We start from the raw sequence: 23999 nt of genomic DNA on the forward strand, positions 1-23999 counted from the left end.
CCCGCGCCGCCCCGCGCCGCCCCGCGCCGCCCCGCGCCACCCCGCGCCACCCCGCGCCACCCCGCGCCACCCCGCGCCACCCCGCGCCACCCCGCCCCGCGCCGCCCCGCGCCGCGCCACCCCGCGCCACCCCGCGCCGCCCCGCCCCGCGCCGCGGCGCCCCGCGCCGTCCGCCCCGCGCCGCGCCTTCCGCCCCGCGCCGCGCCTTCCGCCCCGCGCTGGAGCGTCGTCCATACTCGATCGTTGTGACGACCAGGACGCCCCGCCTCGAGATCGAGTACTGCACGCAGTGCCGCTGGCTGCTCCGAGCCGCGTGGCTGGCGCAGGAGTTGCTCACCACGTTCCCGCGCGACCTCGGCGAGGTGGCGCTGGTCCCCGGCATCGGTGGCGTCTTCGAGGTACGCCTCGACGGCGAGACCCTCTGGAACCGCAAACCCGACGGCTTCCCCGACCTGGCGCAGCTCAAGCGCCTGGTCCGTGACCGGGTCGCCCCGGGTCGCGACCTGGGCCACTCCGACCGCAAGGAGCCCGACGCCGGCTGACGCCCCGCCGCATCCTGCCCCAAAGGGCCAACGGCCTCGCGCCCCCGGAGTGCCGACGACCTCACCCCCCCCGAGTGCCGACGGCCTCGCGCAACGCGGGGTCCCGGGTCGAGCTCCGCAGCGCGGCGCGAGGGTCCGGCTGGTTCTCATGGGCGTTATGAGGGACGGATAACGCCCATGAGAACCAGCCGGACCCTCGCGCCGCGGCTGGAGAGGAAGTGCGGCGGGGCTGGCGTGCGTGCGGCGGCGAGCACGATCACGCAGCCCGCTACCGCCGCAGGGGGGTGGGCCACCGTTGTGGGGGCGGTGACGACGGGCGGCGCCGGCTGGTGGTCGGGTGGGCCACCGTTGTGGGGGCGGTGGCGACGGGCGGCGCCGGCTGCGCCATCGCTGGGGGAGGGCGGCTACAGGTCGGGGCTGTCGGCGGGGGCCATGATGCGCAGGGCGTTCGGGTCGATGGCGATCCGCATCGGGGTGGTGCCCCGGGGTTCGCCGTCGACCTCGACCGCCACCGGCCGATCCGTCTCCAGCCAGAGTTCGCGGACCGCGAGGAACGGGCGTTCGTGCAGGGTACGCCGATGCCCGGTGGCCGCGTTCCGAGCCGTTTCGCGCAGCAGTTCCCGCCGGCTGGCCCCGCCCACGGGATAGGCGACGAGCAGCCGGTCGTCGGCGTGCGCGTCCGCGGTGATCGGCCGGCCGGCGTGGAAGCCGCCGTTGGCGACGTACACCTGGTGGGTGTGGAACCGCAGTTCACGGCCCTCGGCGCGGATCGTGGCGCGCACCGGTCGATGCCGGGCGAGCAGGCCGAGCGCGGTCATGGGGTAGGCGAGCCGCCCGGCGATGCGCTTCAACCGTGGCGGCGCGCTGATCATCACTTCGGCGGAGAGTCCGATCCCGACGTGGTTGGTGAACGGCACGTCGCCGGCCACGCCCAGGTCGACGTCGATCACCTTGCCGTTGACCAGGGTCGCGATGGCGGCGTCGAGGTCGGGCTCGATCCGTATCGTCCGGGCGAAGTTGTTGGTGGTGCCGAGGGGCAGCACTCCGAGGGCCACGTCCTGGTGGGCGAGCATGCGCCCGGCCGTGCTGATCGTCCCGTCGCCGCCGCCGGCGATGAGCAGGTCCGGCTGTTTGCCGAGGGCTTCGGAGATCAGCGTGTCGAGACCGCCGGACTGCTCCAGCGCGTACGCCCCGAGCAGTTCGAACCCGGCCGCGGCCAGCCGTCGCCGGGCCTCGTCGTAGAGCAGCCGCCCCCGCCGTGACCGCGTGTTGACGACGAGCACCGCCCGCCGGTCCCGCCGGATGTCCGCGCTGTGCTCCTGCTTGGTCCGCACCCGCAGACCCTATCCACAACGCCGGCCCCGGAACGACGAGGCGGTGGCGGCGACACGGAAAACGACGATGCCCCGCCGGCCGGAGCCGCGGGGCATCGTGAGTGGAACAGGATCAGCGATCAGCCGTTGGCGATGAACGCCGGATGCGACAGCAGGAACGTGTCGATCTGGTCCTTCTTGATCGACTTCAGCAGGGCCATGCTGTCGTCGCTGAGGATTTCGACGCTGCCGGATCCGGGCACGTTCTGCGAGTTCAGCTTGCCGGCGTTGGTCTTGATGGTGATCAGCTTCTCCGGCTTGAGGGTGCGCATCGACAGCGCCCAGTCGGCCAGGTCGATGCCGCCGCTGTCCACCGTCATGGCCTTGCCGAACGCGCCGAGGATCTTCGGCAGCTTGGTCGGCGAGTCGAGCCCGTCCTTGATCGCCTGGTTGATGATCGCCTTGAAGAACTGCTGCTGGTGCCGCTGACGACCGTAGTCCAGCGAGTTGTCCTCCAGCAGGTCACGCTGGCGGACGAAGTCGAGCGCCTGGCTCGGGTTGAAGCAGTGGTTGCCCTTGGTGTACGTGTTCGGCGTCACGCCCGAGATCTTGCTCCGCAGCGTGCCGTCCGAGTTGATCACGAACGGCTTGGCGGTCTGCCCGTTCTTGTCCTTGCCGAGGTGGATCGACTTGGTGGTGGTGTCCACGTACATGCAGACCTTGCCGAGCACGTTGACCACGTCGCGGAAGCCCTGGAAGTCGATGATCGCGCCGGCGTCCGGCGTCACCCCGGTGAGCTCCTTGACGGTCATGGTGAGCAGCTCGAAGCCGTGCTTCAACGCATCGTTGCCGGTCAGACCGCGGGTGCCGAAGGCGAAGGCCGCGTTGATCTTCGTCTTGCCGCCGCCCCACTTCTGCTTCCCGTTGTCATACGCCGGGATGTAGACGTAGCTGTCACGGGGGAGCGAGATCATGTAACCGCTGCTGTGGTCCTTGTTGATGTGCAGCAGGATGATCGAGTCGGAGCGCAGCGCCTCACCGTTGTTCTGGTCGGGGCGCTGGTCGATGCCGACGAGCAGAAGGTTCTTCGCGCCGTCGAGGTTCGCGTTTTTCTTCTCCTCCTCGGGCTTCGTCGTGCCGAGCAGCGAGTCCTTGCCGACCTTCGATTCGGCGGCGGCGACCGTCGCCTTCAGGCTGATCGCACCCCCGCCACCGGCGACCAGCAACAGCGAGCCGAACACCACGGTCCAGAGCGCCCAGCGGGGCGTACGGCGTCTGCGCTTGCTGGTCTTGCGCAAGGGGTCTCCTCACATCGGGGCGGTCGTTCCGCCCCTGGCAATCTAGGACGGTCGTTCCACCCATGAAGACGGGCGCCGCAGCCGGAAAGATTGCCTGCGGAACCTAGATTTTTGCTGTCTTTTAGGTTACGAGAAGGTGAACGTCGCGCTCGTGCGCGCTCGGTCGCAGGCTGTTGCTTCCCCCGCGCACCCCCACGAGACGCATTCCGTTAACCTTCGCACCACCAGAACCACCTACGGTCCACACGGCCCCGGGCCCCCGAGGTTCCGACAAGTTGCCCAAAGCGAGTCGCCATGTCGTCAGAGCCGGATGTCAGTGTCGTCATTCCGACGTGTAACCGCCCGGAGCTGGCCGTCCGCGCGGTGCGCAGCGCCCTCGGGCAGACGCACCAGAACCTCGAGGTGATCGTCGTCGTCGACGGCCCGGACGAGGCGACCGTGACGGCACTGGACGCGGTCGGTGATCCGCGCCTCAGTGTGATCGTCCTTCCAGAGCGCGGCAAGGCCCCGAATGCACGGAACACCGGCGCCCGGGCCGCCCGCGGCCGCTGGACGGCGATGCTGGACGACGACGACGAGTGGCTGCCGACCAAGATCGAGCGGCAGCTGGAGCTGGCCGCGGCGGCGACCGTGGAGTCCCCGGTGATCGCCTGCCGGATGATCAGCCGGACGCCGCGCGCCGACACGATCATGCCGCGCCGCCTGCCCGAGCCGGGCGAGCCGATCAGTGAGTACTTGCTGGTCAGGCGTGGTCTGTTCTACGGCGACGGCTTCGTGCAGACCTCGTGCATCATGGCGCCGACCGCGCTGTGGCAGAAGGTGCCGTTCACCGTCGGCCTGCGCCGCGCGCAGGAGCTCGACTGGACGCTGCGGGCGATGCGCGAGCCGGGCACCGCGCTGCTCTACGTCGAGGAGCCGCTGGTCCTCTGGCACCAGGACGAGAACCGGGAGCGGATCAGCCTGGAGAACCCGTGGCGCGAGCAGCTGGAGTGGCTGCGCGGCAACCGTGAGCTGTTCACGCCGCGCGCCTACGCCGCGTTCACGCTCAGTGTGCTCAGCTCGATGGCCGCGCCGACGCGGGACACGAAACTCTTCCGTGAGCTGCTCGCCGAGGCCCGTGAGCACGGCGACCCGGCCGCCGTCGACTACCTTACGCACATGCAGATCTGGGCCCTGCCGCCGAGCGTCCGGCACCGGCTGCGCGACGTCGTGGTGAGCCGGGGAAAGAAGAACAATGCCGGCTGAGCGCCGCGTCGCGATCTGGCGCAGCGCCATGCTGCCCGGTTCGGAGACGTTCGTCCGCAATCAAGCCGACGCGCTGACCCGCTGGTCCCCGGTCTACGTCGGCGCGACCCGGCACGAGTCGGTCCTGTCCCGCCCCGACGACGTGATCGCCTTCCCGGGCGGCAAGGGGTTCCTGCGACTGCGGCTGACCGGGACGTCCCCGCAACTGCAGAAGACGCTTTCCGGCGTACGGCCGGATCTGGTTCATGCCCATTTCGGTGGCGACGGTTGGCTGGTGAGTCACTCCGCCCAGCAGCTCGGCGTGCCCCTGATCGTCACCGTGCACGGCCACGACGTGACCCGGCAGCCGTCCAGCCCCGGCGCGAAGGGTGTGCGGTACCGCCGCAACCTGCAGTCCGTCTTCAAGCGCGCGTCGCTGGTCGTCGCGGTCTCCGAGGTGATCCGCGGCCACGCGATCACGTGGGGCGCCGACCCGGCGAAGGTGAGGGTCCACTACACCGGGATCACCGTGCCGCCGGAGGAGCCGCCGGTGGAGAAGCGGTGGGACGTGGTGTTCATCGGCCGGTTCGTCGCCAAGAAGGGCGTCGACGACCTGCTCGCCGCGCTGGCGACGATGGAGTCGCGGCCCCGCGCCCTGCTCATCGGTGACGGCGAGCTGCTCCCGGCGATGCGTTCCCGGGCGCAGGAGCTCGGCGTGGACGTCACGTTCGCCGGCAGTCAGAGCCCGGAACAGGTGAAACGTCACCTGCTGGAGTCCCGGCTGCTGGCCTGCCCGTCGAAGACCGCGCCGGACGGGGACACCGAGGGGCTGCCGACCACGATCCTGGAGGCGGCCGCGCTCGGCCTGCCGGTGGTCGCCACCCGGCACAGCGGCATCCCGGAGGCCGTCGTCGACGGCGAGACCGGCCTGCTCAGCCCGGAGGCGGACCCGGCCGCGCTGGCCGCGTCGCTGACCCGGCTGCTCGGTGACGAGGATCTTCAGCGGCGGCTCGGCGAGCAGGCGCGCAAGCACGTCACGGCGCATTTCGATCTGACCGCGCAGACCAGGCGCCTGGAGGAGCTGTACGACGAGGTCGCGGCAGGGGCTAAGGTCTAGACCCTGGTCCTGCCGCTGGGGGAAATCATGATCTGCACGCACTGTGGTTCCCCGGCGGCGCCGACGGTCGGGCTGTGCCCAGGCTGTGGCCGGCGGGTCGCCACCCCGGCTCCGCCGCCGGGTGGTTTCGCGGACCCGGTGGCCGCGCCCGCCGAGCAGGCTTTTCCCACCTCGGCGTACGGCGTGCCGGTCGACCCGTTCACCGGCCCGACCACCGGTGACCCGTTCACCGGCCCGACGACCGGTGACCCGTTCGCCGGGGACTCGTTCCACACCCCGCCGACGTCCCCGATGCCGACGTCCCCGATGCCGTCGTCGGGAGTGCCGGCCCCGCAGGCCTACACGCCGCCGGCGCAGAGCAGCGGGCATCCGCCGGTCGCGCCGTACAGCCCGCCGCCCGCCCAGCCGTTCCCGGGTCAGCCATATCCCGGCCAGCCGTATGCCGCGCAGCCGTACCCTGGTCAGCCGTATCCGGGTCAGCCTTATCCCGGGCAGCAGCCCTACCCCGGATATGAGCAGTCCAACAGCCAGGTCCTGACGATTCTGTCCTACGTTCTCGGCGGTTTCGGCATCCTGGTGGCGTCCCCGCTGATCGCGATCGTCGGCCTGGTCCTGGCCAACTTCGCGAAGCGGAACCACGAGCGCAAAGCCCAGCTCGCGATCCGGATCGTCGCCGCCATGGTGATCATCGCCGTGGTGCGCTACATCCTCGAACTCACCGTCAACTTCTCCTGACGGCGGGCCGGGCGACCCGGCCGATCACCACGGCGGGCCGGGCTACCCGGCCGATCACCACGGGGAGCCGGAGCTCGCTGCCAGGCGGCCCCGCACGCCGTACCGTCGCATGATCTTGATCTTGATCTTGATTCGCCGAGGTGCTGACTGTGACGCGAAAGGATGTCCGGCGCCCGGGGCGGTAAGTACTGTCGGGCTCATGGGCGAACATTTCGATCTCGTGGTGCTGGGTGCCGGTCCGGGTGGCTATGTCGCGGCGATCCGCGGGGCGCAACTCGGCCTGACCACCGCGATCGTCGAGGAGAAATACTGGGGCGGCGTCTGTCTCAACGTCGGCTGCATCCCGTCGAAAGCGCTGCTGCGCAACGCCGAACTGGCGCACATCTTCCACGACCAGGCCCAGACGTTCGGCATCGAGGGAAAGGTGACCTTCGATTTCGGTGTCGCGCACCAGCGCAGCCGCAGCGTCGCCGACGGCCGGGTCAAGGGCGTGCACTACCTGATGAAGAAGAACGGGATCACCGAGATCCAGGGCCGTGGCGAGTTCACCGACGCGCACACGATGCGGGTCGGCGACCGGACGATCACGTTCGACAACTGCATCCTGGCGACCGGCGCGAGCACCCGCATGATCCCGGGGACCAGCGTCAGCGACCGCGTCGTGACGTACGAGGAGCAGATCCTCGACCCGGAGCTGCCGGAGAGCATCGTGATCGTCGGCGCCGGCGCGATCGGCGTCGAGTTCGCCTATGTGCTGCGCAACTACGGGGTCGAGGTGACCATCGTGGAGTTCCTCGACCGGATGCTGCCGCTCGAGGACGAGGACGTCTCCAAGGAACTGCTCCGGCAGTACCGCAAGCTCGGCATCGACGTGCGGGTCGGCACGAAGGTCGAGAGCATCGAGGAGGGTGCCGACTCGGTCCGCGTCACCGTCTCCAAAGGCGGGAAGTCCGAGGTCCTCGAGGCCGGCAAGGTGATGCAGGCGATCGGATTCCAGCCCAATCTGAAGGGGTACGGTCTGGAGCGCACCGGCGTCGCCGTCTCCGCCCGCGGTGCGATCGAGATCGACGACTTCTGCCGTACGAACGTGCCCGGCGTCTACGCCATCGGTGACGTCACCGCGAAGCTGATGCTGGCCCACGCCGCCGAGGCGATGGGCATCGTGGCGGCCGAGACGATCGCCGGCGCCGAGACGATGGCGCTCGACTACCGGATGATCCCGCGCGCGACGTTCTGCCAGCCGCAGGTCGCGAGCTTCGGCTGGACCGAGGCGCAGGCCCGTGAGCAGGGCTTCGACGTGAAGGTCGCGAAGTTCCCGTTCACCGCGAACGGCAAGGCGCACGGCCTCGGCGACGCGGGCGGTTTCGTGAAGATCCTCAGCGACGCCACGTACGGTGAGCTGCTCGGCGCGCACCTGATCGGGCCGGACGTCACCGAGCTGCTGCCCGAGCTGACCCTGGCCCAGCAGTGGGACCTGACGGTCAACGAGGTGGCGCGCAACGTGCACGCGCACCCGACCCTCGCCGAGGCGGTCAAGGAGGCCGTCCACGGTCTCGCCGGTCACATGATCAACTTCTGACGTCATCCTCGGGGCCTGTCCGGCGGGCAGACCCGGGGTGACGTACCGCGTCCGTGGTACGCCGGAATGCCTTCTCAGGGATGACGACGGGGACCGATCTCTCGGGAACCCTAAGAGTGTGACCCTGACCGTTGAGCCCCTGGCCTCGCAGCAGGTCCGCGCGCCGCGGCGGCGCTGGCTGGGCTACCTGCCGTTCGTGCTGGTCGCGGTCGTGGCGGTGGTGACGCTGCGGGGCCGGCTGCCGGCGCCGGGGGAGTTCCTCGGCGCGCTGCGGGCGGCCGACTGGCGGTGGGCGGCGCTCGCCCTCGGCGCGGGGGTGCTGTCGCAGCTGGCGTATGCCGAGCAGCAGCGGCGGCTGCTCGCCGCCTTCGGGGTGCGGGTTCCGCCTCGGCGGGCGGTGGCCATGACGTACGTCCGGTCGGCGTTGAGCATGGCCCTTCCCGCGGGGGCGGCGGCCTCCGCGGCGTACGCGTTCCAGGTCTACCGCCGGCACGGCGCGACCCCGGCGGTCTCCGCGACCGTGACCCTGCTCTCCATGGCGGTCACGGTCCTCTCGCTGACGCTGCTCTCCGCGGTGACGTGGTCCTTCTCCGCGACGGCCGCGGCGGTCCTGGCCGTTTCGCTGTTCGGGATCTACAAAGCGGTCCGCGGCCCGGTCCCCGCCCGCCTCGCCCCTCTTCCCTCACCGCGCCGCTCGATCGGTGCTCCGGTGGCCCGGGCCCTGCGGGACGCGCGATCCGTCCCGGTCCGCACCTGGCTCACCGTGACCGTGGCCGGCGTGGCCAACTGGTTGCTCGACATGGGCTGCCTGCTCTTCGTGGCCGACGCGCTGCACGCCGAGCTCGGCTGGAGCCGCCTGGCCCTGATCTACCTGGCCGTCCAGGTGGTCCGTCAGATCCCGCTCACGCCCGGTGGGATCGGCCTGATCGAGACCAGCATGCTCGCCGGGCTGGTCGCCGCCGGCGTCCCGCAGGCCACCGCCGCCGCGATCGTCCTGATCTACCGCCTGATCTCGTTCTGGCTGATCCTGCCGGCCGGCCTCGCCGCCCACCTGACGTTGCGCGGCGGCTCGTCCGAGCCGCGCGGTTGACCGTTCCGGCCAAGGCGCCAACAGGGCCCAAGAGCGGGCCAACTCCCGGCTGGCTCTCCGGGGTGCTTCACTGCCGGGAAAGACCCCTGGGGTCCAGCTGACGCGTCACGCCCGGTCGAACTGCTGGAGGACGGCGCCGAGGCCGAGGGTCAGCGCCGGGCCGGGCAGCCGGGAGTCCAGGCCGTACCGCCGGCCGGGGTTCTCCCGATCGATCAGATCCGTCCAGAGCCCGGTCACCGGATCGCCCGTGCCGGGCAGCTCGTGCCCGGACGCCAGGAGCAGCCGGGCCAGGTCGTTCTGCTGGCGCAGCCACTGCTCCTCGAAGATCCGGCTCCACTGCAGCAGCGACATCGACCCTTCCACGGTGTCCGGCACCGCCTCGTCCAGCATCGGCAGGGGCCGGGCCGCCGCCCAGGCCGCCAGCTGCGCCCCGGTCACCGCGCCGGGGTCGTCGTCCCGGCTGCGCGCCAGCGCGTACGAGAGCAATGCGGTGGTCTCCACCAGCACATGCTGCACCGGGATGTGCGCGGGCGGGTCCAGCCACCAGTGATCCGCCTCCAGCAGGTCGGCGGCGTGCCGGGTCGCGGCCCGCCACCAGCCGTCGTCGCCGGCGGCCAGAGCATCGGTGTAGGACCACAGAAAGGTCACCCTTCCGTGCCTACCAGCGGCACTTGACACGAGTCAATCACGCGAAGGCGTGGCGACGACCGGGAGCCTGCCGAACATCGGGGCAGAACGACCCGATCGAGAACCGTCACCATCCGGTAAGGATTGGCGCGGCCGCGGTGCGCTGTACTGATGCGGTGACTGCGCGTCTTGCTCGCCGCCCGTTGATCCTGGTCGTCGCGATGGTTCTGGCGTTGATCGCCGGCGTCGGCCTCTACTGGTTCCAGCCGTGGAAACTCGCCACCGATCGTCAGGTCGACGAGGCTCTCGCCGCCGTGCCCGCACCCGCCGGCTCGTCCGCGCTGCCCGCGGCGTCGGTGTCCGTGTCGCCCGCGGCGCCCGCCGGGCCGACCGTGGTGCGGCAGGGCGAGTTCGTCAGCCACGAACACGACACCGGCGGTGCCGCCCGGGTGATCCTGAACCCCGACGGGACCCATGAGCTGGAACTGATCGATCTCGACACCTCGAACGGCCCGGACCTGCGGGTCTGGCTGTCCGATCAGCCGGTGCGCACCGGCACGGCCGGGTGGCGGGTCTTCGACGACGGGAAATGGGTCGAGCTGGGCCGGCTCAAGGGAAATCGGGGCAATCAGCGGTACGCCATCCCCGCCGGCACGGACCTCGAGAAGTTGGCGAGCGTCGCCATCTGGTGCAAGCGTTTCGCGGTCTCCTTCGGCGCGGCCGGCCTCACACCCGTCGCGTGAGGCCCAGCCGCTCCCTGATCGTCAGGAACGCATCTTCTGCAAGGCGGGCTTGAGGACCTTCCGGGCGGCCCGCCACAGCCAGGTCTTCTTGAACCGCCGCAGCCGGGACGGACTCTGCGCGGCTGCCGGCAGGGGCTTGGGCGGCGGGGCGGTGACCCGGGCGTACGTCGCTCCGGTCGGCGCCGCCACGGTGCCCGGCTCCAGCAGCGTGGAGGCGACCGCCAGGTACGTGAACTGCCGCAGGATGTGCTCCGGCGAGTTGTCGGTCCGGACGACGGTGGTGAGCGTCTTCTCGACCAGGTCGCGGTTGATCAGCTGGGCGATCGGGCCCTGCGCCGTGTCCACCAGGTCGGAGATCGCCTGGACGCCGTCGCCGTCCCAGACCCGGGTGGCGGTGGTCGTGCCGGTGAACGCGGAGACGAACGGGACGTCGGCCCACTCCGGGACGAACCGCTTGATCAGGCTCTTGTGCAGGAGGAAGTCGCGCTTCTGCTCGGCGGTGACGCCGAACGAGGCCGCCACGAAGCCGGGCGACAGGTACGGCGTGATGCTGCCGATGAAGTACGCCGAGGAGTACCACCGGCGGACCCGCTCGACCAGGTAGCCGTAGTCGACCAGGTGCAGGTCGTTGAGCCCGAGCCCGCGGGCGTGGTCGAACAGGACGGCGACCCGGGCCCGTTCGGCGTCGATCACCTCGGGGGCCACGCCGCCCGCCGGCACCGCACTGGTCAGGCGCCAGAGAACCTCGTCCTCCGGTGTCTTGCCGCCGACCCTGGGGTACCAGAACCCGGTGGCCAGTTCGCCGCCGACGCCGCTGAAGTTGACCGGCGCGAACTCGTCCGGCAGCCGCGTGTCGAGGGCCGGGCGGATCGTGTAGCTCGACGGGAACTGGAAGTCGTACCGGCGCAGCAGCTTCTCGGTGCGCTCGACCAGGCCGGCCGCCAGCACGTTCGCCGGCGCGCCGGTCTTGGCCAGGCGGTGCTCCGGTTGCAGGCCGCGCTCGTCGCGCAGGATCTGCATCAGCCGCAGCGCCGTCTCACCCTCGGCCACGGTGTCGTCGTTGGTGTGGAACTTCGGCATGTGACCGGCCGCGATCAGCGAGGACGCGATGAGCCGCGAGTCCTTGCCGCCGGACAGGCCGAGGCCGATCGGCCCGTCGTACAGCTTGCCGATGCTGGTGGCGATGCCGGAGAACGCGTCCGCGGCCAGGTCCAGGGACTCCTCGACCGGCCGGCCCTGCCCGGCGAAGCCCGACACCACCAGGTCGTCCACGTTGTACCGGGTCTCGGAGGTGAGCTCCCAGCCGCCCTCGTCGCGTCGCCTGCCGGTGATCCGCTGACCGGGCTGCATCAGCCGGACGCCCTTCACCGGTGACAGGTCGGCGCCGAAGAACCCGCTCACCGCGTACGAGCGCCAGCCCTCAAGGTCGGGCTCGGTGCTGCCGTACAGGAAGGTGGCGAGCAGGCTGGGCCGGCTGCAGAACGCCGTGATGCCGTCGGCCGTCCCGGTGAACAGCCGGCACATGCCGAGCCAGTCCTGCTGGATCGTGAAGCGCCGGTCGCCGTCGAGCGCGATCAGGTTGAACGGCGGGAGCACGTCACGGTGGATGTCGGCCCCGCCGAGCAGCTCGCGGGCCAGCGCGACCGGCCCGGTGGTCTGCACCCCGACCGGCAGGCCCAGCGACAGGGCGGTGACCGGGCCCTCGGTGGCGACCAGCGGCCACCGGTAGTCGCCCTGGTCGGCGCTGTGCAGGAAGGTGACTCCCCAGTCCTCGCCACCGAAGTCGTGGCGGACGTACGTGTCGGTCACGACCTCGGCGACAGCGGCGTCGAAGCGGGACCGGGCTGCCCGGGTCGCCCCGTCGTCCAGGCGACGATCGGTGAACCAGGCGAGTACCACGTACATGTTTCCCCCGTGAACCGAAGTTGAGAACGGTTCACGACCATAGGAGACCCGCAGGAAGCTGACCCATCCCAAAAGGTCACGAGAAGGTCACGATGTGAGCCCCTTTTCAGACTTTGCTGCTCATCTGTGGAGGTTGTGCACCCCGAGAGCGCGGTCGAGAAGTTTGAACCGGAACGCCGCGGTCAGTGCCAGGAACCACAGGAGCAGTGCCGGGGGCACGATCGCGGTGACCGGGCGGGCCGGGCCGATCAGGCCGAAGTAACTCCACAGCACCGGAACGTTGATCACCACCAGGAAGGCCAGGATGAGAACGCCGACCAGGAGCGCGGGACGCTTGTCGTCGGTCGGCGCGGTCCAGGCGGCGAAGAATCGGTTCGGCGGGGCCAGGAACAGGATCATGATGAACGACGCGAAGCAGAAGAACGTCGACAGGCCGGTCTGCGCGGCGATCGTGGCCGCGGCGGTCGTGAAGTCCGTGTCGGTGCCGTAGCGCAGGCCGGTGTATCGCTCGAACTCGTGGATCACCTCGGCGGGCGTGCGACCGGAGCCGAAGCCGAGCGAGATCACCTCGTAGAGCGCGGTGTAGACGGTGGTGCCGACCCCGGCCGTGATGATCGACGCGGGCAGGACGAATCGCGCCATGCTCTTGAACAACAGTTTGTCGGGCGGGACCGGTTTCGCCCAGAACGTCAGGAAGAACGTCGGCACCCCGACCGTGAACAGGGTGAGCCCGACCTGCGTCGGGGAGTACGGAAAGCCCAGCCCGAGCATCGTCACCGCGAGGATCACCAGGCCCTGGCTCGCGACCCGCGCCATGAACACGTAGAGCGACATCCCGATCCCGTTGATGATCCGCCGACCCTCCTCCTGCGCCGGGGGCAGCACCGCGAACGAGTCCTCGACCAGCACGATGTCGGCCACGTCCCGGGTCACCGGGCTGCCGCTGCGCATCGCCACCCCGACGTGCGCCTGCTTGAGCGCGCGGGCGTCGTTCACGCCGTCGCCGATCATCGCGACGTACCGCCGCTGCCGTCGCAACGACCGGACGATCCGCTCCTTGTGCTCCGGCGCGACCCGGCCGAACACCGTGGTCCGGGCCACGATCACGTCCAGTTGCGCGTCGTCGAGCCCGTCCAGGGCGGCGCCGGGGACCGGCTCACCGGCGTCCATGCCGGCCCGGTCCGCGATCGCGGCCACGGTTCTCGGATCGTCACCGGAGAGCACCTTCAGGTCGACGCCGCCGCTCCGGAACTTGCGGACCGTGTCGGTGACCTCGGGACGCAGCTCGTCGCCGAGCGCGACCAGGCCGTACGGCTCGAGCATGGGAAGGTCAGGTCTCTGATCCTGACCCCGCAGCGGCGCGCCGGTCGCCTCGGCGCGCGCCAGCAGTAGAACCCGCAGGCCACGGCCGGTGCGCTCGGCGATCACGCCCGGCGGCAGCGGCTTGCGCAGACGCGGGGCCAGCGCGTCCGGTGCGCCGAGCACCCAGGTGCCCTCGTCGGTGACCAGGCCCGACCAGCGCAGCGACGACGCGAACGGCACCTCGTCGCGCACCTCCCACACCGGCCCGGCCAGCTCGGCGGCAAGTGCGAGCGCGGTCAGGTTCGGCGTGGTGACGTTGTGCGCGAAGCCGCCCAGCGCGTGCGCGACCTCGGCGTACTCCCGCTCGCCGACCGGCACGATCTCGTCGACGGCCAGGTGCCCGGTGGTCAGCGTGCCCGTCTTGTCGGTGCACACCACATCGACGTTGCTCACCGACTCCACCGCGTTGACCTGCTGCACCAGCGCGCCGGAACGGCCGATCCGGACGGCGCCGGCGGTGTAGGCGAGCGCGATCAGGAAGAACAGCCCGTACGGCACCAGCCCGGACAGCACCGCGGTGATCTGCACGACCCGCAGCAGCGTGAACCCCTCGATCGCGGCCTGCGCCAGGATCGCCCCGCTCATCAGCGTGGTCAGCACCATGACCAGCCGGACGATGAACTCGATCCGGCGCTGCAGCGGCGTCTTGTCGGTCGTCGAGCGGCGCGCCTCAGCGGTCAGCCGCCCGGCGTAGCTGTTCACCCCGACATCCCGCGCCAGCTGTCGCCCCTCGCCGGAGACGCAGAGACTTCCTGACCGCAAATCATCACCGGGCTCCTTGGCCACCGGATCCGACTCGCCGGTCAGCAGCGACTCGTCCGCCTCGACCCGGCCACCGTCGAGCAGCGGGCCGTCGACCACGATCTGATCCCCGGCGGCCACCTTGAGAACGTCACCACGCACGACCTCCTCCGGCTGGACCTCCCGCTCGGCGCCGTCGCGGATCACCACGACCGCGCCCCGATCCAGCAGTTGCAGGCGGTCCAGCTTCCGCTTGGCCCGGATCTCCTGGGCCGCGCTGATCATCGCGTTGATGAGCCCGAGACCGACACTGATCAGCGCGTCGCTGTATCGCTGCAGGGTCAGCAGGGCCACGCCGATCACGAACAGGATGATGTTGAAGAACGAGAAGACGTTCGTCCGCAGGATCTCCGCATAGCCCCGCGAACCGCCTTTGACCTGGACGTTCGCATCCCCGCGCCGCTTGCGGGCCGCCGCCTCGGCCGCGGTCAGCCCGTTGGCCGGGGCCGCCAGCACGTCCTGCTCCATCCGGAGATCGTCCCACCCCAAACCATTCCAAAAACCCCTTTTCCGGTACGTCTTCTCGCCGCCCGTCCCCACACCTCCGGACTTGTCCCACGTCCTCCCGCGCCGGCCCCGCTCCGGTCGCTGCCGCCCCGCGCCTCCCGCTCCCCGGCTGGCTCCCAGGGGTGCTTCAACCCGCCGAAAGACCCCTGAAAGCCAGCCGGAACCGGGACCCGCGCCGTCCGCAGCCGCCCGCAGCCCGCCGCTCGCAGCCCGCCGCTCGCAGCCCGCCGCTCGCAGCCCGCCGCTCGCAGCCCGCCGCTCGCTGTCTGCCGCCGTGGCTGGCACTCACGGCTGTGTCGAGCACTCCTGGACAGCCGTGAGCGCCAGCTGGTGCTGAGGGCTTCGGGCGTGGCGCGGGGTAGCTGGTTCTTGCGCAAATCGCGTGGTTGGTGGAGGGGCGCGGCTAAGGTGAGTAAATGCAGATTATTCGGCATAAAACGGTCAAAGCGGCACTTGGACTGCCGCTGGTGTTCGCGGTGACCGGGGGAGCCGGCGCGGCCGCGGTGACGGCCGACCTCGCCCTGTCGCATCGGGCCGCCGCAGCCGCCACCCGGTCCGCGGACCATGGCGGCTCCACCCGGTCCGCGACCCGGGGCGGGTCCACCTGGACGCCGACGAGGAACACCGCGCTCGCCCAGCTCATGGCGGACGCCGTCGCGCCGTCGCTGGCGGCCGGGGAGACGGACGGGCGGGCGACGTTCCCCGGCGCGTCCCGCCTCCTCGTGACGACCGGCGAGCCCGTGCCCGGCCGTCTCAAGGCCGCCCTGCTCACCGTCGGTGACCTGCCCAAAGGCTACGTCGCGATGCCGGACGCGCTGAAGGCGTTCTCGGACACCGGCTCCCAGATCGGCGCCTGTGACAAGAAGCGGCCCCAGCCTGCCGGGGCGGTTACGACTCCCGACCGGCCGGTCGCGCCGGGCGCCCCCGAAGGCCCCGGGCTTCCGGTGCGCCCGAGCCCGCGGATCGCCGTCTCACCGTCAGGCGAGCCCAACCCGGCGCCGGGCCAGCCGGGCGCCACGTCAGGCCAGCCGGGCGCCACGTCAGGCCAGCCGGGCGCCGTGGCAGGTCAGCCGGGTGCGGCGTCGGGCAAGCCGGACCCCACGGTGGCGACGCCGGTCGCGCCGCCGCCCGGCCAGCCCGGTTCCGCGCCGGGCAAGCCCGGTAAGCCGGCCAAGCCCGGCGACAAGAAGGACGGCGACACCGTCCGGGTGGCGTTCATGAAGGGCGAGACCGGACCGGTGCTGATCGAGGCGATCAACCCGGCCGGTGATCGCGCCGCCCAGGCTGTCGTCGACGCGGTGGCCGACGCGCCGCGGCGCTGCCCCACCTACGACGAGGGCAAGCCCGGCACGCCGGACGCGCTGCACATGGCGACGTACCCGCTGCAGGTGCCGAAGTTCGGGAACCGCACCGCGGGCGTGCGCTTCGAGGTCGACCTCAACAGCCCGCGCGTCACCGTGCACGGCAAGATGATCGCGGTGTCCGTGCGGGGCGTGGCGCTCACCGTCCTGCTCGCCAACCTGGAGCAGCCCGATCAGCGCGAACTCGAGGCGATCACGCGAACCGCCGTACAGAAGCTCGAAAGGCAGAAGTAGGAGCGACCGCGACCTGGCGGCGGACCTCGGGTCAGAGGGACGCCGCCAGTTTCTGCAACGCCTCCTTGGCGCCGGCGGTGAGCGGCTCGCCGTGCCCCGGAAGGATCGCCTTGACGTCGAGCTGGGCGAGCGCCTTCACCGACGCCGTCGCCAGGCTCTGGTTGGTGGTGAACTGCGGATCGGAGCTCTCCAGCCCGTTCTGCGTGCGCAGCGCGTCCCCGGCGACCAGCGTCCCGGTGGCCGGCTCGAAGATCGAGATGTGGCCGGCCGTGTGACCGGGCGTGTCGACGATCCGCAGCCCGAAGATCTCGTCGCCGCCGTTCAGCGACTTCAGCGGTTTGTCCGTGATGATGTTGCCGGCGTCCCCGGACCCTGCGTAGAACGTCGCCTTGACCTTGGGCTCGATGCCCTCCAGCCCACCGATGTGATCATCATGGTAGTGGGTGAGGATGACGTGCTTGACCGCGGCGAAACCGGTGCCGGCCGCCTTCAGCCCGTCCTCGATCGCGGACTCCGAGCCGGGCGTGCCGGTGTCGACGATCGCCACCTCCTTGTCCCTGAGCAGTAGATACGCCGAGACGTAGGTGCGGTTGACCCGATGCCAGCCCTCGGGCAGCCCGGTCGGGACAGGCTGCGCGCCCGTCGTCGCGACCGGCTGGGACGGCGGCGAGGACGACGAGCACGCGCTGAGTGTGTTGACCACGGCCAGGCCGACGACTCCGGCCCCGGCCGTCACGAAAAGGCGGCGGCGACTGATCCGGTAAGCGGTCATCCTCCATGCCTACCCTAAGATCGGCCTTCGTCGCTATCCGTAGGGCTGACACGGGGGTTGTCGCTTTGTCCGGAACACTGCTGGCCGTCGTGGCCACCGTCCTGCTTCTCGTCTATCTCGTCATCTTCGTCGCGCTGCACTTCCTGCGGACCGGGTACAGCCCGGTGCGGAACGCTGTCAGCGACTACGGCGTCGGCCGGACCGCGTCCCAGTTCCGGATCGCGGCCATCGCCAACGGTCTCGGCATCCTCGCGCTGACCGGTGCTCTCGCCGACCAGCCGTTCCCGACCGAGGACTTCGTGTTCCTGCTGCTGATCCCGGTGACCCGGCTGGCCATGGCGTTCTTCCCGACCGACCTGGAGGGCGAGCGCCCGACCGCCGCCGGGCGCATCCACCTGGTGCTGGCGATCGCGTCGTTCACCTTCGTCTACCTGGCGATCGCCGACCTGACCGCGCCGCTGGGCCACCTCACCCCGGACGCCCTCAGCCTCTTCCTGGTCGTGCTGCGGTGGCTCGCCGCGGCGGGCCTGGCCGCGGTGGTCGTCACGCTGCTCGCCAAGCCGCTGCGCGGCGTGTTCGGCCTGGCGGAGCGGCTCTACCTGCTCAGCACGAACCTGTGGTTCTTCACCGTCGCACTCTGGCTCGCGCTTCACGCGTAGCGGGGGACATCGGCTCAGAAGAAGTCCGGGCCGGGGCCGAGCCCCATGGTGATCCGCGCGGGCGTCCGGCACCGCCGCTTCCTCTCGGACGCCGGCACCTCGACGGCCGATGAGCAGCAGGAACGTCGCCCGGCACCGACCGGCAGAAGCAGAATCGTCATGTCCATGGTGCCCGGCGCGTCACCTGTGCGCCGGCCATGAGCGGAGGTCAAGTTCCTTTCGGCGTACGGCGGTAGGGCCGCACGCGGGAATGTTCAGGTTCGGGGGACAGCGGTCGATCAGCAGGAGTGCAGACGGCTACGGAATGAGTGCACTCGGTGACGGAAACCCCCCAGGCGAACCTCAGCGACCCGCACCTCGCTGAGCTGACCGGCCTCGACGTGATCGAGGAGCTCGGACGCGGCGCGTTCACCATGGTGCACCATGCCCGGCGCGGTGACCGGGACTACGCGTTGAAGCGTCCCCTGGCCGACGCCGGCGAGCTGCCCGAGATCCGTACCGCGTTCCAGCGTGAGGCCGCCCTGCTCGCGTGCATCGACGACCCGGGCGTGGTCGGCGTGCACGCGGTCGGCGAGCTGGACGGCGTGCCCGGTCTCGTCCTGGAGCACCTGTCCGGTGGCGCGCTCTCCGGGCTGCTGCTGCACGGTGTGCTCGCCCAGGAGCGGGTGGTCGGGCTGGCCGCGCAGCTGGCCCGCGGGCTGGCCGCCGCGCACCGGGTGGGCCTGGTCCACCGGGACATCAAGCCGGACAACATCATGATCGACGGGGACGGCCGGGCCAAGCTGATCGACTTCGGTCTGGCGCAGGTCGGCCGGGACGCCGGCGAGGACTCCGACCAGGCCGTCGGGACGTTCCTCTACACCTCACCGGAGCAGTCCGGCATGCTGCGCCGCCCGGTCGACGGGCGATCCGACCTCTACTCACTGGGCGTGGTGCTCTTCGAGTGCCTGACCGGACGGTTGCCGTTCGAGGCCGAGGACGTCGGCGAGCTGCTGCGCCTGCACCTGGCCGCGCCCGTTCCCGACGTACGGGAGAAGCGTCCCGAGATCGATCCCGTGCTGGCCGCCGTGGTGCGCCGGCTCCTCGCCAAGGACCCGGACGACCGCTATCCGGACGCGGCCGACCTGCTCACCGCGCTCCGCAACTGCCCCGGCGGGTCGGCGGCCGAGGCGCCCGCCGCGAGCCGCTGGCCGATGTGCGGGCGCGACGCCGAGGCGGACCGGCTGGCCCGGCGCTGGGAGCGGGCACGTGCCGGGCTCGGCGGCGTCGTGACGATCCACGGCGGGCCCGGTTCCGGCCGCTCCCGGCTGACCGGGCACGCCGCCGAGCTGGCCACCGCGGACGGTTGCGCGGTGCTCTCCGGCACGTGCCGGCCCGACGAGCCGGCCCCGCTGGCAGTGCTCCGGGACGCGGTGCAGGCGGCGCTGGCGCGGGTCCACCGGCTGCCGGACACGGCCCGCGCCCTCGCCGAGAAACACATCGTCGAGGCCGCCGCGAACGCCGGGGTCGCGCAGGTCGTCACGCTCCTCGGCGACCTCGGCCTGCTCGACACCACGGGCCACGCCGCGGCCGGTGACGAGCACGTCTTCGCGGCCGGCGCGGCGTTCCTCGGTGAGCTGGCCCGCCGCTCGGACGGCCTGCTGCTGGTCATCGACGACGCGAACCTGCTGGACACCGCCACCCGCCGGCTGCTCACCGCGCTCGCCGCGGACCTTCCGGGCCTGCCGCTGCTGGTGGTGCTCACCGACCGTGGCGAGCCGGACAGCCTGGACCTGGGCGTCCCGGGCACGCTGGAGCTGACCTGCACGCCGCTGTCAGCAGCGGCGGTGGCCGAGGTGGTGGCCTCCCGGCTGCCCGGCGCGCGGGTGCCGGCCGAGCTGGCCCGGCACGTCGCGGTCCGCACCGACGGCACCCCGCTGGCCGTGGTCAGCTACCTGATGCGGCTGCTCGACGCCGGCCTGCTCAGCCCGCTCTGGGGCACCTGGCGGCTGGACACCGCGGGCGCCGACGCGCTGCCGTCCGCGGCCGGCGTCCGGGACCTGCTCGCCGCGCGGCTGACCGGCCTGTCCGTGCCGGTTCTGGACCGGCTGACCGTGGCCGCGGTGGCGGGCATCCGGTTCCGCCCGGAGGGACTGCCCGGCGCCGGCGACGAGCCGACTCTCGCGGCGCTCGCCACCGGCCTCGACCGGCACGTGCTCGAGGTGCGGCCCGGCGGCTGGTACGCGTTCGTCCACCCGCAGCTGCGGGACAACCTGCTCGCCCGGCTCACCCCCGGCGAGCTGTGCCGCTGCAACGCTGCGCTGGCCGCGGCGTTCGAGGACCTGCCGGCGGAGCTGCGGGACGAGGCGCACGCGTACACGCTGGCCCGCTACTACGAGGGTGCCGGCAACGCCGCCCCGGAGGCCGCCCGCCGTCGTGCCGCGGCCGCCGCCGGGCTGCGCGCGCTCGCCGACCAGGCGCCGGTCGACGCGATCGGCTACCTGACCGTGGCGGTCGACGGTGACCCGGCGCCCGGCACCGGGCTGCTGCACCCGCTCGCGCTGGCCTGCCTGCGGGCCGGCCGGTTCGACGAGGCCGACCGGGTGCTGGAGCGGGCGCTCGCCGCCGAGCCGGACCGGCTGGCCCGGGCGCGGCTGCTCACCACCCGCATCGAGCTGCACCACACCCTCTGGAACGACACCCGGGCCGTCGAGGCGGCCCGGGAAGCCCTGCGCGAGCTGGGCCGTCCGCTGCCCGGCAACCCGCTGACGCTGCTGCTGTCGACGCTGGCGTATGCGTTCGCGGGCGGGGTCGTACGCCGTACGCGAATCGGGTCGGGAAATGCCGAAGGCCGCCGGCGGGAGACCCTTGCCGCGCTCACGGCTGTCCTGGACGCCGGCGGTTATGCCGCTGCGGTCGGCCTGCGGCTCAAGGAGGCCGGGGTGTTCGCGCTGCGGTCGCTGTACGCGGTCAACCGGCTCGGCCCGTGCCCCGAGTACGCCCGGGTCTACGCGCTGATCGGCTACATCACCTCGATGATGAAGTTGCGGGGCACCGGTGAACGCTGCCTGCGCCGGGCCACCCGGGTCGCCACCGACCTGGGCGATCCCGCGCTGATCGCCTACGTCGAGTGGATGCGCGGGCTGGTCTTCCTCTTCGGCGGCTACGACGACGGCACCATGTGGGAGAAGACGATCACCCGCAACGCCCGCTGGTACGAGCCTGCCCAGCTGCTGCCCGGGCACGCCTCCCAGGGGCTGCGGCTGCTGTTGCGCGGCTACACCGCCGAGGCGCAGCGCGAGTACGAACGAGGCCTGCGCTGCGTGGCCGACCCGGCCCAGGCGCAGAGCACCTCGCTCGGCATGCTCGGTGTGATGATCCCGGCCTACCAGGGCCGGTTCGGTGAGGCCGCCGCGGCGGCCCGGCGGTTGCGCGAGGCGTTCCCGCCCGGCGCCGGCACCCCGGTGCAGCGGGCCAACACCCTCACCGCGATTGCCTGCGCCCTGCTCGAGCAGGGCGAGGTCGGCGAGCCGTTCGACAGCGTGATGGCCGAGTTCCGGGCGATCGGGTTGCGCCCCGGCGATCTGATGCCGCAGCACAAGTGGCTGTTCGTCTACCAGGCGCATGCCCGGCTGATCCAGCTGCGCTACGCCGCCGACGCGGAACGCCCGGCCGTCCTGGCTGCTGCCGCCGAGGCGATCGCCGAGCTGGGCAAGGTCGGCGGCTCGCCGCTCATCCGGCTGGTCCACGGAATGTGCCAGGCGTCGCTCGCCCAGGTCGTCGGCGACCAGGAGCGCAGCATCGAGCTCGCCGACGCGCTGGAGAAGACCGCCCGGGCCCTCGACGCGCCGCTCGGGCAGTACGAGATCCTGCGCATCCGGGCCCGCGCGCTGCGGGCGCTCGGCCAGAACCACGAGGCCGACCGGCAGGCCCGCGCGGCGCTGGCACTGGCCTCCTTCTACGGCTGGGAGCAGCGGCGGCGGCAGACCCGCACCGAGTTCGGCGTGGACGAGACCGCCAGCACGCACCGGCGTACCGTCGCCGAGCGCCGCGGTGCCGGAAGCGGCCGCAACCGCAGGCTGGAGGCGTTGCAGCAGATCAGCACGGCCGCCGCCACGGTCCTCGAGCCGCGGCAGCTCGCCCAGGTCGCACTCGACGAGATGCTGCGCATCCTCGGCGCCGAGCGGGCGCTGTTCTTCCTGCTCGACGAGGCGGGCGAGCCGGTCCGGTTCGCCGGCCGCGACGCACAGGGCGACCTCGCCGGCGGCACCGAGTACGGCGCCACCCTGGTCCGCAAGGTCGCCGAATCCGGCGAGGCGGTCGTCGTCACCGGCACCGAGCAGGGCGCGGCGCTCGGCTCGCGCAGCGCCGTCGTGCACGGCCTGCGCAGCATCCTGGCCGCGCCGGTGCAGTTCAAGGGCCGCCTGGTCGGTGTCGTCTACCTGGACAGCCGCCTGGCCCGGGGCATCTTCACCGACGACGACGTCGAGGTGCTCACCGCGGTCAGCAGCCACGTCGCGATCTCCCTGGAAACGGCCCGCGCCGCGCAGCTGCACCTCGCCGTGCAGGCCGCGCAGCACCAGCAGGCACTCGCCGAGATGCTCCGCGCCAGCCTCGCCGAGCTCAGCGGCATCCTCGAACCGGACCGCCTGCTGCGCCGGCTCAGCGGCACCCTGCAGACCTCGCTCGGCGCCGCCTCGGGCTGTCTGGTCAGCGCGGCCGGCGACGTGCTCGAGCCCGACGGGGTCGCCGGGATGCGGCTGACCGCCGACGAGCTCGACCTGCTCGGCGGCCTGAGCGAACCGGCCCTGCTCGACCCGGCCGGTACCGGGAAACTGCGCGAGCGCCTGCTCGCCGGTGAGCCGTCCGCGCTCGCCGTGCCCCTCGACGGGCGCGACGGACGGGCCGGGGTGGTGCTGCTCGGCGGTGGCGCGCTCGACGACACCAGCCGGCAGGTGGCGGCCGCGTTCTCCTCCCAGGGGATGACCGCCTACGACAACGCGCGCCTGTTCAGCCGGGTGCAGGAGCTGGCCACCACCGACGAGCTGACCGGGCAGCACAACCGCCGGCACTTCTACGCCGTCGCCGGCGCGCTCGTGCAGGCCGCGGCGCGCAACGGGCGTCCGCTGGCAGCCGCCATGCTCGACATCGACAAGTTCAAGAGCGTCAACGACACGTACGGCCACGGAGTCGGCGACGAGGTGATCCGCACCGTGGCCCGGCGCATCCGGGCGGTGCTGCGGCACTCCGACGTGCTCGGGCGTTACGGCGGCGAGGAGTTCGCGATCGTCCTGCCCGACCACGACGGGGAGGCCACCGAGCTCGCCGAGCGGGTGCGCGTCGCCGTCGGCGGGGAGCCGATCCCGACGCAGGCCGGGCCACTGACGGTCACGATCAGTATCGGTCTGACCCGGCTCGGTGAGGGCGACACGGCGCTCGACGACCTGCTCGCCCGGGCCGATCACGCGCTGTACCGGGCGAAGGAAGCGGGACGCAACCGGGTGATGGCTGACTGACGAAAAGATGTGCTGGTGAACGGGGTCGCCAGGCATAGATCTCGACCCTTACAATCTGTGCGCCCTTCCCATGATCACGAGGTGTGCCGTTGCGAGGTTTCTCCGTCCCCGAGCGGATCGGTGGCTTCGGCGTGCTCGTGGCCGGAGCCGCCGTGCTCTGGCCTGCCTTCACGGCCCGTACCGGCGCCGGGGTTCCGTGCCTGTTGCGGACCCTGACCGGGGTGCCCTGCCCAGGCTGCGGTCTGACCACCGCGGCCGTCGCGCTCGTGCACGGCGAGTTCGAGGCGGCGTTCCAGGCCAACCCCGTGATCTTCGGCCTGGCCGCCCTCGCGGTCGCGGTCGGACCACTGGTGGCCCTGCGCGCCACCGGTGTGCTGGCACTACCGGAACCGTGGTCGCCTGCCGGGCGTCGACGGATGGGATGGCTGGCCGGACTGCTGGCGACGGCGAGCTGGCTTTTTCAACTGCACCGGCTCGGCGTGAGCTGGGCCTGATAGAAGGACATCGGACATGACATATCCCCCTCCCTCCGGCGACCCGTACGCCCAGCAGCCCTACGGCCAGGGTGAGCAGCCGCAGCAGCAGTACGGGCAGCAGCCGCCGCAGGCGTACGGTCAGCCCGCCTATGGTCAGCC

Annotated in this window: 18 protein-coding genes; 11 read left to right on the forward strand and 7 right to left on the reverse strand. The window is 71.7% G+C overall.

Annotation, left to right across the window (positions count from 1 at the left end):
- On the forward strand, positions 1-542 hold a 542-nt coding region (locus Acy02nite_RS46365; protein ID WP_239174401.1), incomplete at its 5' end, for an Rdx family protein.
- Between the two features lie 404 nt (positions 543-946).
- Here the strand turns inward: Acy02nite_RS46365 and Acy02nite_RS07480 are convergent.
- A complete protein-coding gene (locus Acy02nite_RS07480; RefSeq protein ID WP_203739086.1) occupies positions 947-1876 on the reverse strand; it encodes a diacylglycerol/lipid kinase family protein in 930 nt (309 codons plus the stop codon).
- A gap of 119 nt (positions 1877-1995) precedes the next feature.
- Positions 1996-3153: an LCP family protein gene (locus Acy02nite_RS07485; RefSeq protein ID WP_203739087.1), complete on the reverse strand. Its 1158-nt coding sequence runs from the start codon at positions 3151-3153 to the stop codon at positions 1996-1998.
- A gap of 294 nt (positions 3154-3447) precedes the next feature.
- Between Acy02nite_RS07485 and Acy02nite_RS07490 the strand changes: the two genes are divergently transcribed.
- The 5 genes from Acy02nite_RS07490 to Acy02nite_RS07510 all read left to right on the forward strand — a co-directional run bounded on the left by Acy02nite_RS07490 (position 3448) and on the right by Acy02nite_RS07510 (position 8898).
- Positions 3448-4398 carry a glycosyltransferase family 2 protein gene (locus Acy02nite_RS07490; RefSeq protein WP_203739088.1) on the forward strand — a complete coding sequence of 317 codons (951 nt, stop codon included), beginning with the start codon at positions 3448-3450 and terminating at the stop codon, positions 4396-4398.
- Positions 4388-5494 (forward strand): glycosyltransferase, encoded by a 1107-nt coding sequence (locus tag Acy02nite_RS07495; protein WP_203739089.1) that lies wholly within the window; start codon positions 4388-4390, stop codon positions 5492-5494. Before Acy02nite_RS07490 ends, Acy02nite_RS07495 begins: the two co-directional genes overlap by 11 nt.
- A 27-nt stretch (positions 5495-5521) precedes the next feature.
- A complete protein-coding gene (locus Acy02nite_RS07500) occupies positions 5522-6229 on the forward strand; it encodes a hypothetical protein (protein WP_203739090.1) in 708 nt (235 codons plus the stop codon).
- A gap of 199 nt (positions 6230-6428) precedes the next feature.
- Entirely contained in the window at positions 6429-7808 is a 1380-nt protein-coding gene (lpdA, locus tag Acy02nite_RS07505) for a dihydrolipoyl dehydrogenase (protein WP_203739091.1), read from the forward strand.
- Between the two features lie 118 nt (positions 7809-7926).
- Positions 7927-8898: a lysylphosphatidylglycerol synthase transmembrane domain-containing protein gene (locus tag Acy02nite_RS07510; protein ID WP_203739092.1), complete on the forward strand. Its 972-nt coding sequence runs from the start codon at positions 7927-7929 to the stop codon at positions 8896-8898.
- Between the two features lie 105 nt (positions 8899-9003).
- On the opposite strand, the gene Acy02nite_RS07515 is transcribed toward Acy02nite_RS07510, so the two are convergent.
- The gene (locus Acy02nite_RS07515; RefSeq protein WP_203739093.1) at positions 9004-9546 is read right to left on the reverse strand and encodes a hypothetical protein; all 543 of its coding nucleotides are present in this window, start codon (positions 9544-9546) and stop codon (positions 9004-9006) included.
- 155 nt (positions 9547-9701) lie between these two features.
- On the opposite strand from Acy02nite_RS07515, the gene Acy02nite_RS07520 reads away from it, so the two are divergent.
- Positions 9702-10268, forward strand: a complete 567-nt coding sequence (locus tag Acy02nite_RS07520; RefSeq protein WP_203739094.1) for a DM13 domain-containing protein — start codon at positions 9702-9704, stop codon at positions 10266-10268.
- Positions 10269-10289: 21 nt separating this feature from the next.
- Here the strand turns inward: Acy02nite_RS07520 and Acy02nite_RS07525 are convergent, their stop codons facing one another.
- Positions 10290-12173 (reverse strand): hypothetical protein, encoded by a 1884-nt coding sequence (locus tag Acy02nite_RS07525; protein ID WP_203739095.1) that lies wholly within the window; start codon positions 12171-12173, stop codon positions 10290-10292.
- A gap of 120 nt (positions 12174-12293) precedes the next feature.
- Positions 12294-14804, reverse strand: coding sequence for an HAD-IC family P-type ATPase (locus tag Acy02nite_RS07530; protein ID WP_203739096.1), 2511 nt, complete (start codon positions 14802-14804; stop codon positions 12294-12296).
- Positions 14805-15259: 455 nt separating this feature from the next.
- On the opposite strand from Acy02nite_RS07530, the gene Acy02nite_RS07535 reads away from it, so the two are divergent.
- Positions 15260-16438 carry a hypothetical protein gene (locus tag Acy02nite_RS07535; RefSeq protein ID WP_203739097.1) on the forward strand — a complete coding sequence of 393 codons (1179 nt, stop codon included), beginning with the start codon at positions 15260-15262 and terminating at the stop codon, positions 16436-16438.
- A gap of 31 nt (positions 16439-16469) precedes the next feature.
- Here Acy02nite_RS07535 and Acy02nite_RS07540 read toward each other — a convergent pair whose 3' ends face one another.
- Positions 16470-17210, reverse strand: a complete 741-nt coding sequence (locus Acy02nite_RS07540) for an MBL fold metallo-hydrolase (RefSeq protein ID WP_203739098.1) — start codon at positions 17208-17210, stop codon at positions 16470-16472.
- Positions 17211-17275: 65 nt separating this feature from the next.
- Here Acy02nite_RS07540 and Acy02nite_RS07545 point away from each other — a divergent pair, with 65 nt between their 5' ends.
- Positions 17276-17869: a DUF998 domain-containing protein gene (locus tag Acy02nite_RS07545; RefSeq protein ID WP_203739099.1), complete on the forward strand. Its 594-nt coding sequence runs from the start codon at positions 17276-17278 to the stop codon at positions 17867-17869.
- 14 nt (positions 17870-17883) lie between these two features.
- On the opposite strand, the gene Acy02nite_RS07550 is transcribed toward Acy02nite_RS07545, so the two are convergent.
- Positions 17884-18030: a hypothetical protein gene (locus Acy02nite_RS07550; RefSeq protein ID WP_203739100.1), complete on the reverse strand. Its 147-nt coding sequence runs from the start codon at positions 18028-18030 to the stop codon at positions 17884-17886.
- 156 nt (positions 18031-18186) lie between these two features.
- Here Acy02nite_RS07550 and Acy02nite_RS07555 point away from each other — a divergent pair, with 156 nt between their 5' ends.
- The gene (locus Acy02nite_RS07555) at positions 18187-23364 is read left to right on the forward strand and encodes a diguanylate cyclase (protein ID WP_203739101.1); all 5178 of its coding nucleotides are present in this window, start codon (positions 18187-18189) and stop codon (positions 23362-23364) included.
- Between the two features lie 83 nt (positions 23365-23447).
- On the forward strand, positions 23448-23858 hold the full coding sequence (locus tag Acy02nite_RS07560) for a DUF2752 domain-containing protein (protein ID WP_239174404.1): 411 nt from the start codon (positions 23448-23450) through the stop codon (positions 23856-23858).
- Positions 23859-23999 lie beyond the last annotated feature (141 nt).

Origin of the sequence: Actinoplanes cyaneus, from assembly GCF_016862095.1 — a bacterium.
GTDB lineage: Bacteria > Actinomycetota > Actinomycetes > Mycobacteriales > Micromonosporaceae > Actinoplanes > Actinoplanes cyaneus.

Coding starts and splice junctions, on each gene's coding strand:
- Acy02nite_RS07490 (WP_203739088.1), top strand. CDS start 3,448: ATGTCGTCAGAGCCGGATGTCAGTGTCGTCATTCCGACGTGTAACCGC.
- Acy02nite_RS07495 (WP_203739089.1), top strand. CDS start 4,388: ATGCCGGCTGAGCGCCGCGTCGCGATCTGGCGCAGCGCCATGCTGCCC.
- Acy02nite_RS07500 (WP_203739090.1), top strand. CDS start 5,522: ATGATCTGCACGCACTGTGGTTCCCCGGCGGCGCCGACGGTCGGGCTG.
- lpdA (WP_203739091.1), top strand. CDS start 6,429: ATGGGCGAACATTTCGATCTCGTGGTGCTGGGTGCCGGTCCGGGTGGC.
- Acy02nite_RS07525 (WP_203739095.1), bottom strand. CDS start 12,173: ATGTACGTGGTACTCGCCTGGTTCACCGATCGTCGCCTGGACGACGGG.
- Acy02nite_RS07530 (WP_203739096.1), bottom strand. CDS start 14,804: ATGGAGCAGGACGTGCTGGCGGCCCCGGCCAACGGGCTGACCGCGGCC.
- Acy02nite_RS07535 (WP_203739097.1), top strand. CDS start 15,260: ATGCAGATTATTCGGCATAAAACGGTCAAAGCGGCACTTGGACTGCCG.
- Acy02nite_RS07540 (WP_203739098.1), bottom strand. CDS start 17,210: ATGACCGCTTACCGGATCAGTCGCCGCCGCCTTTTCGTGACGGCCGGG.
- Acy02nite_RS07550 (WP_203739100.1), bottom strand. CDS start 18,030: ATGACGATTCTGCTTCTGCCGGTCGGTGCCGGGCGACGTTCCTGCTGC.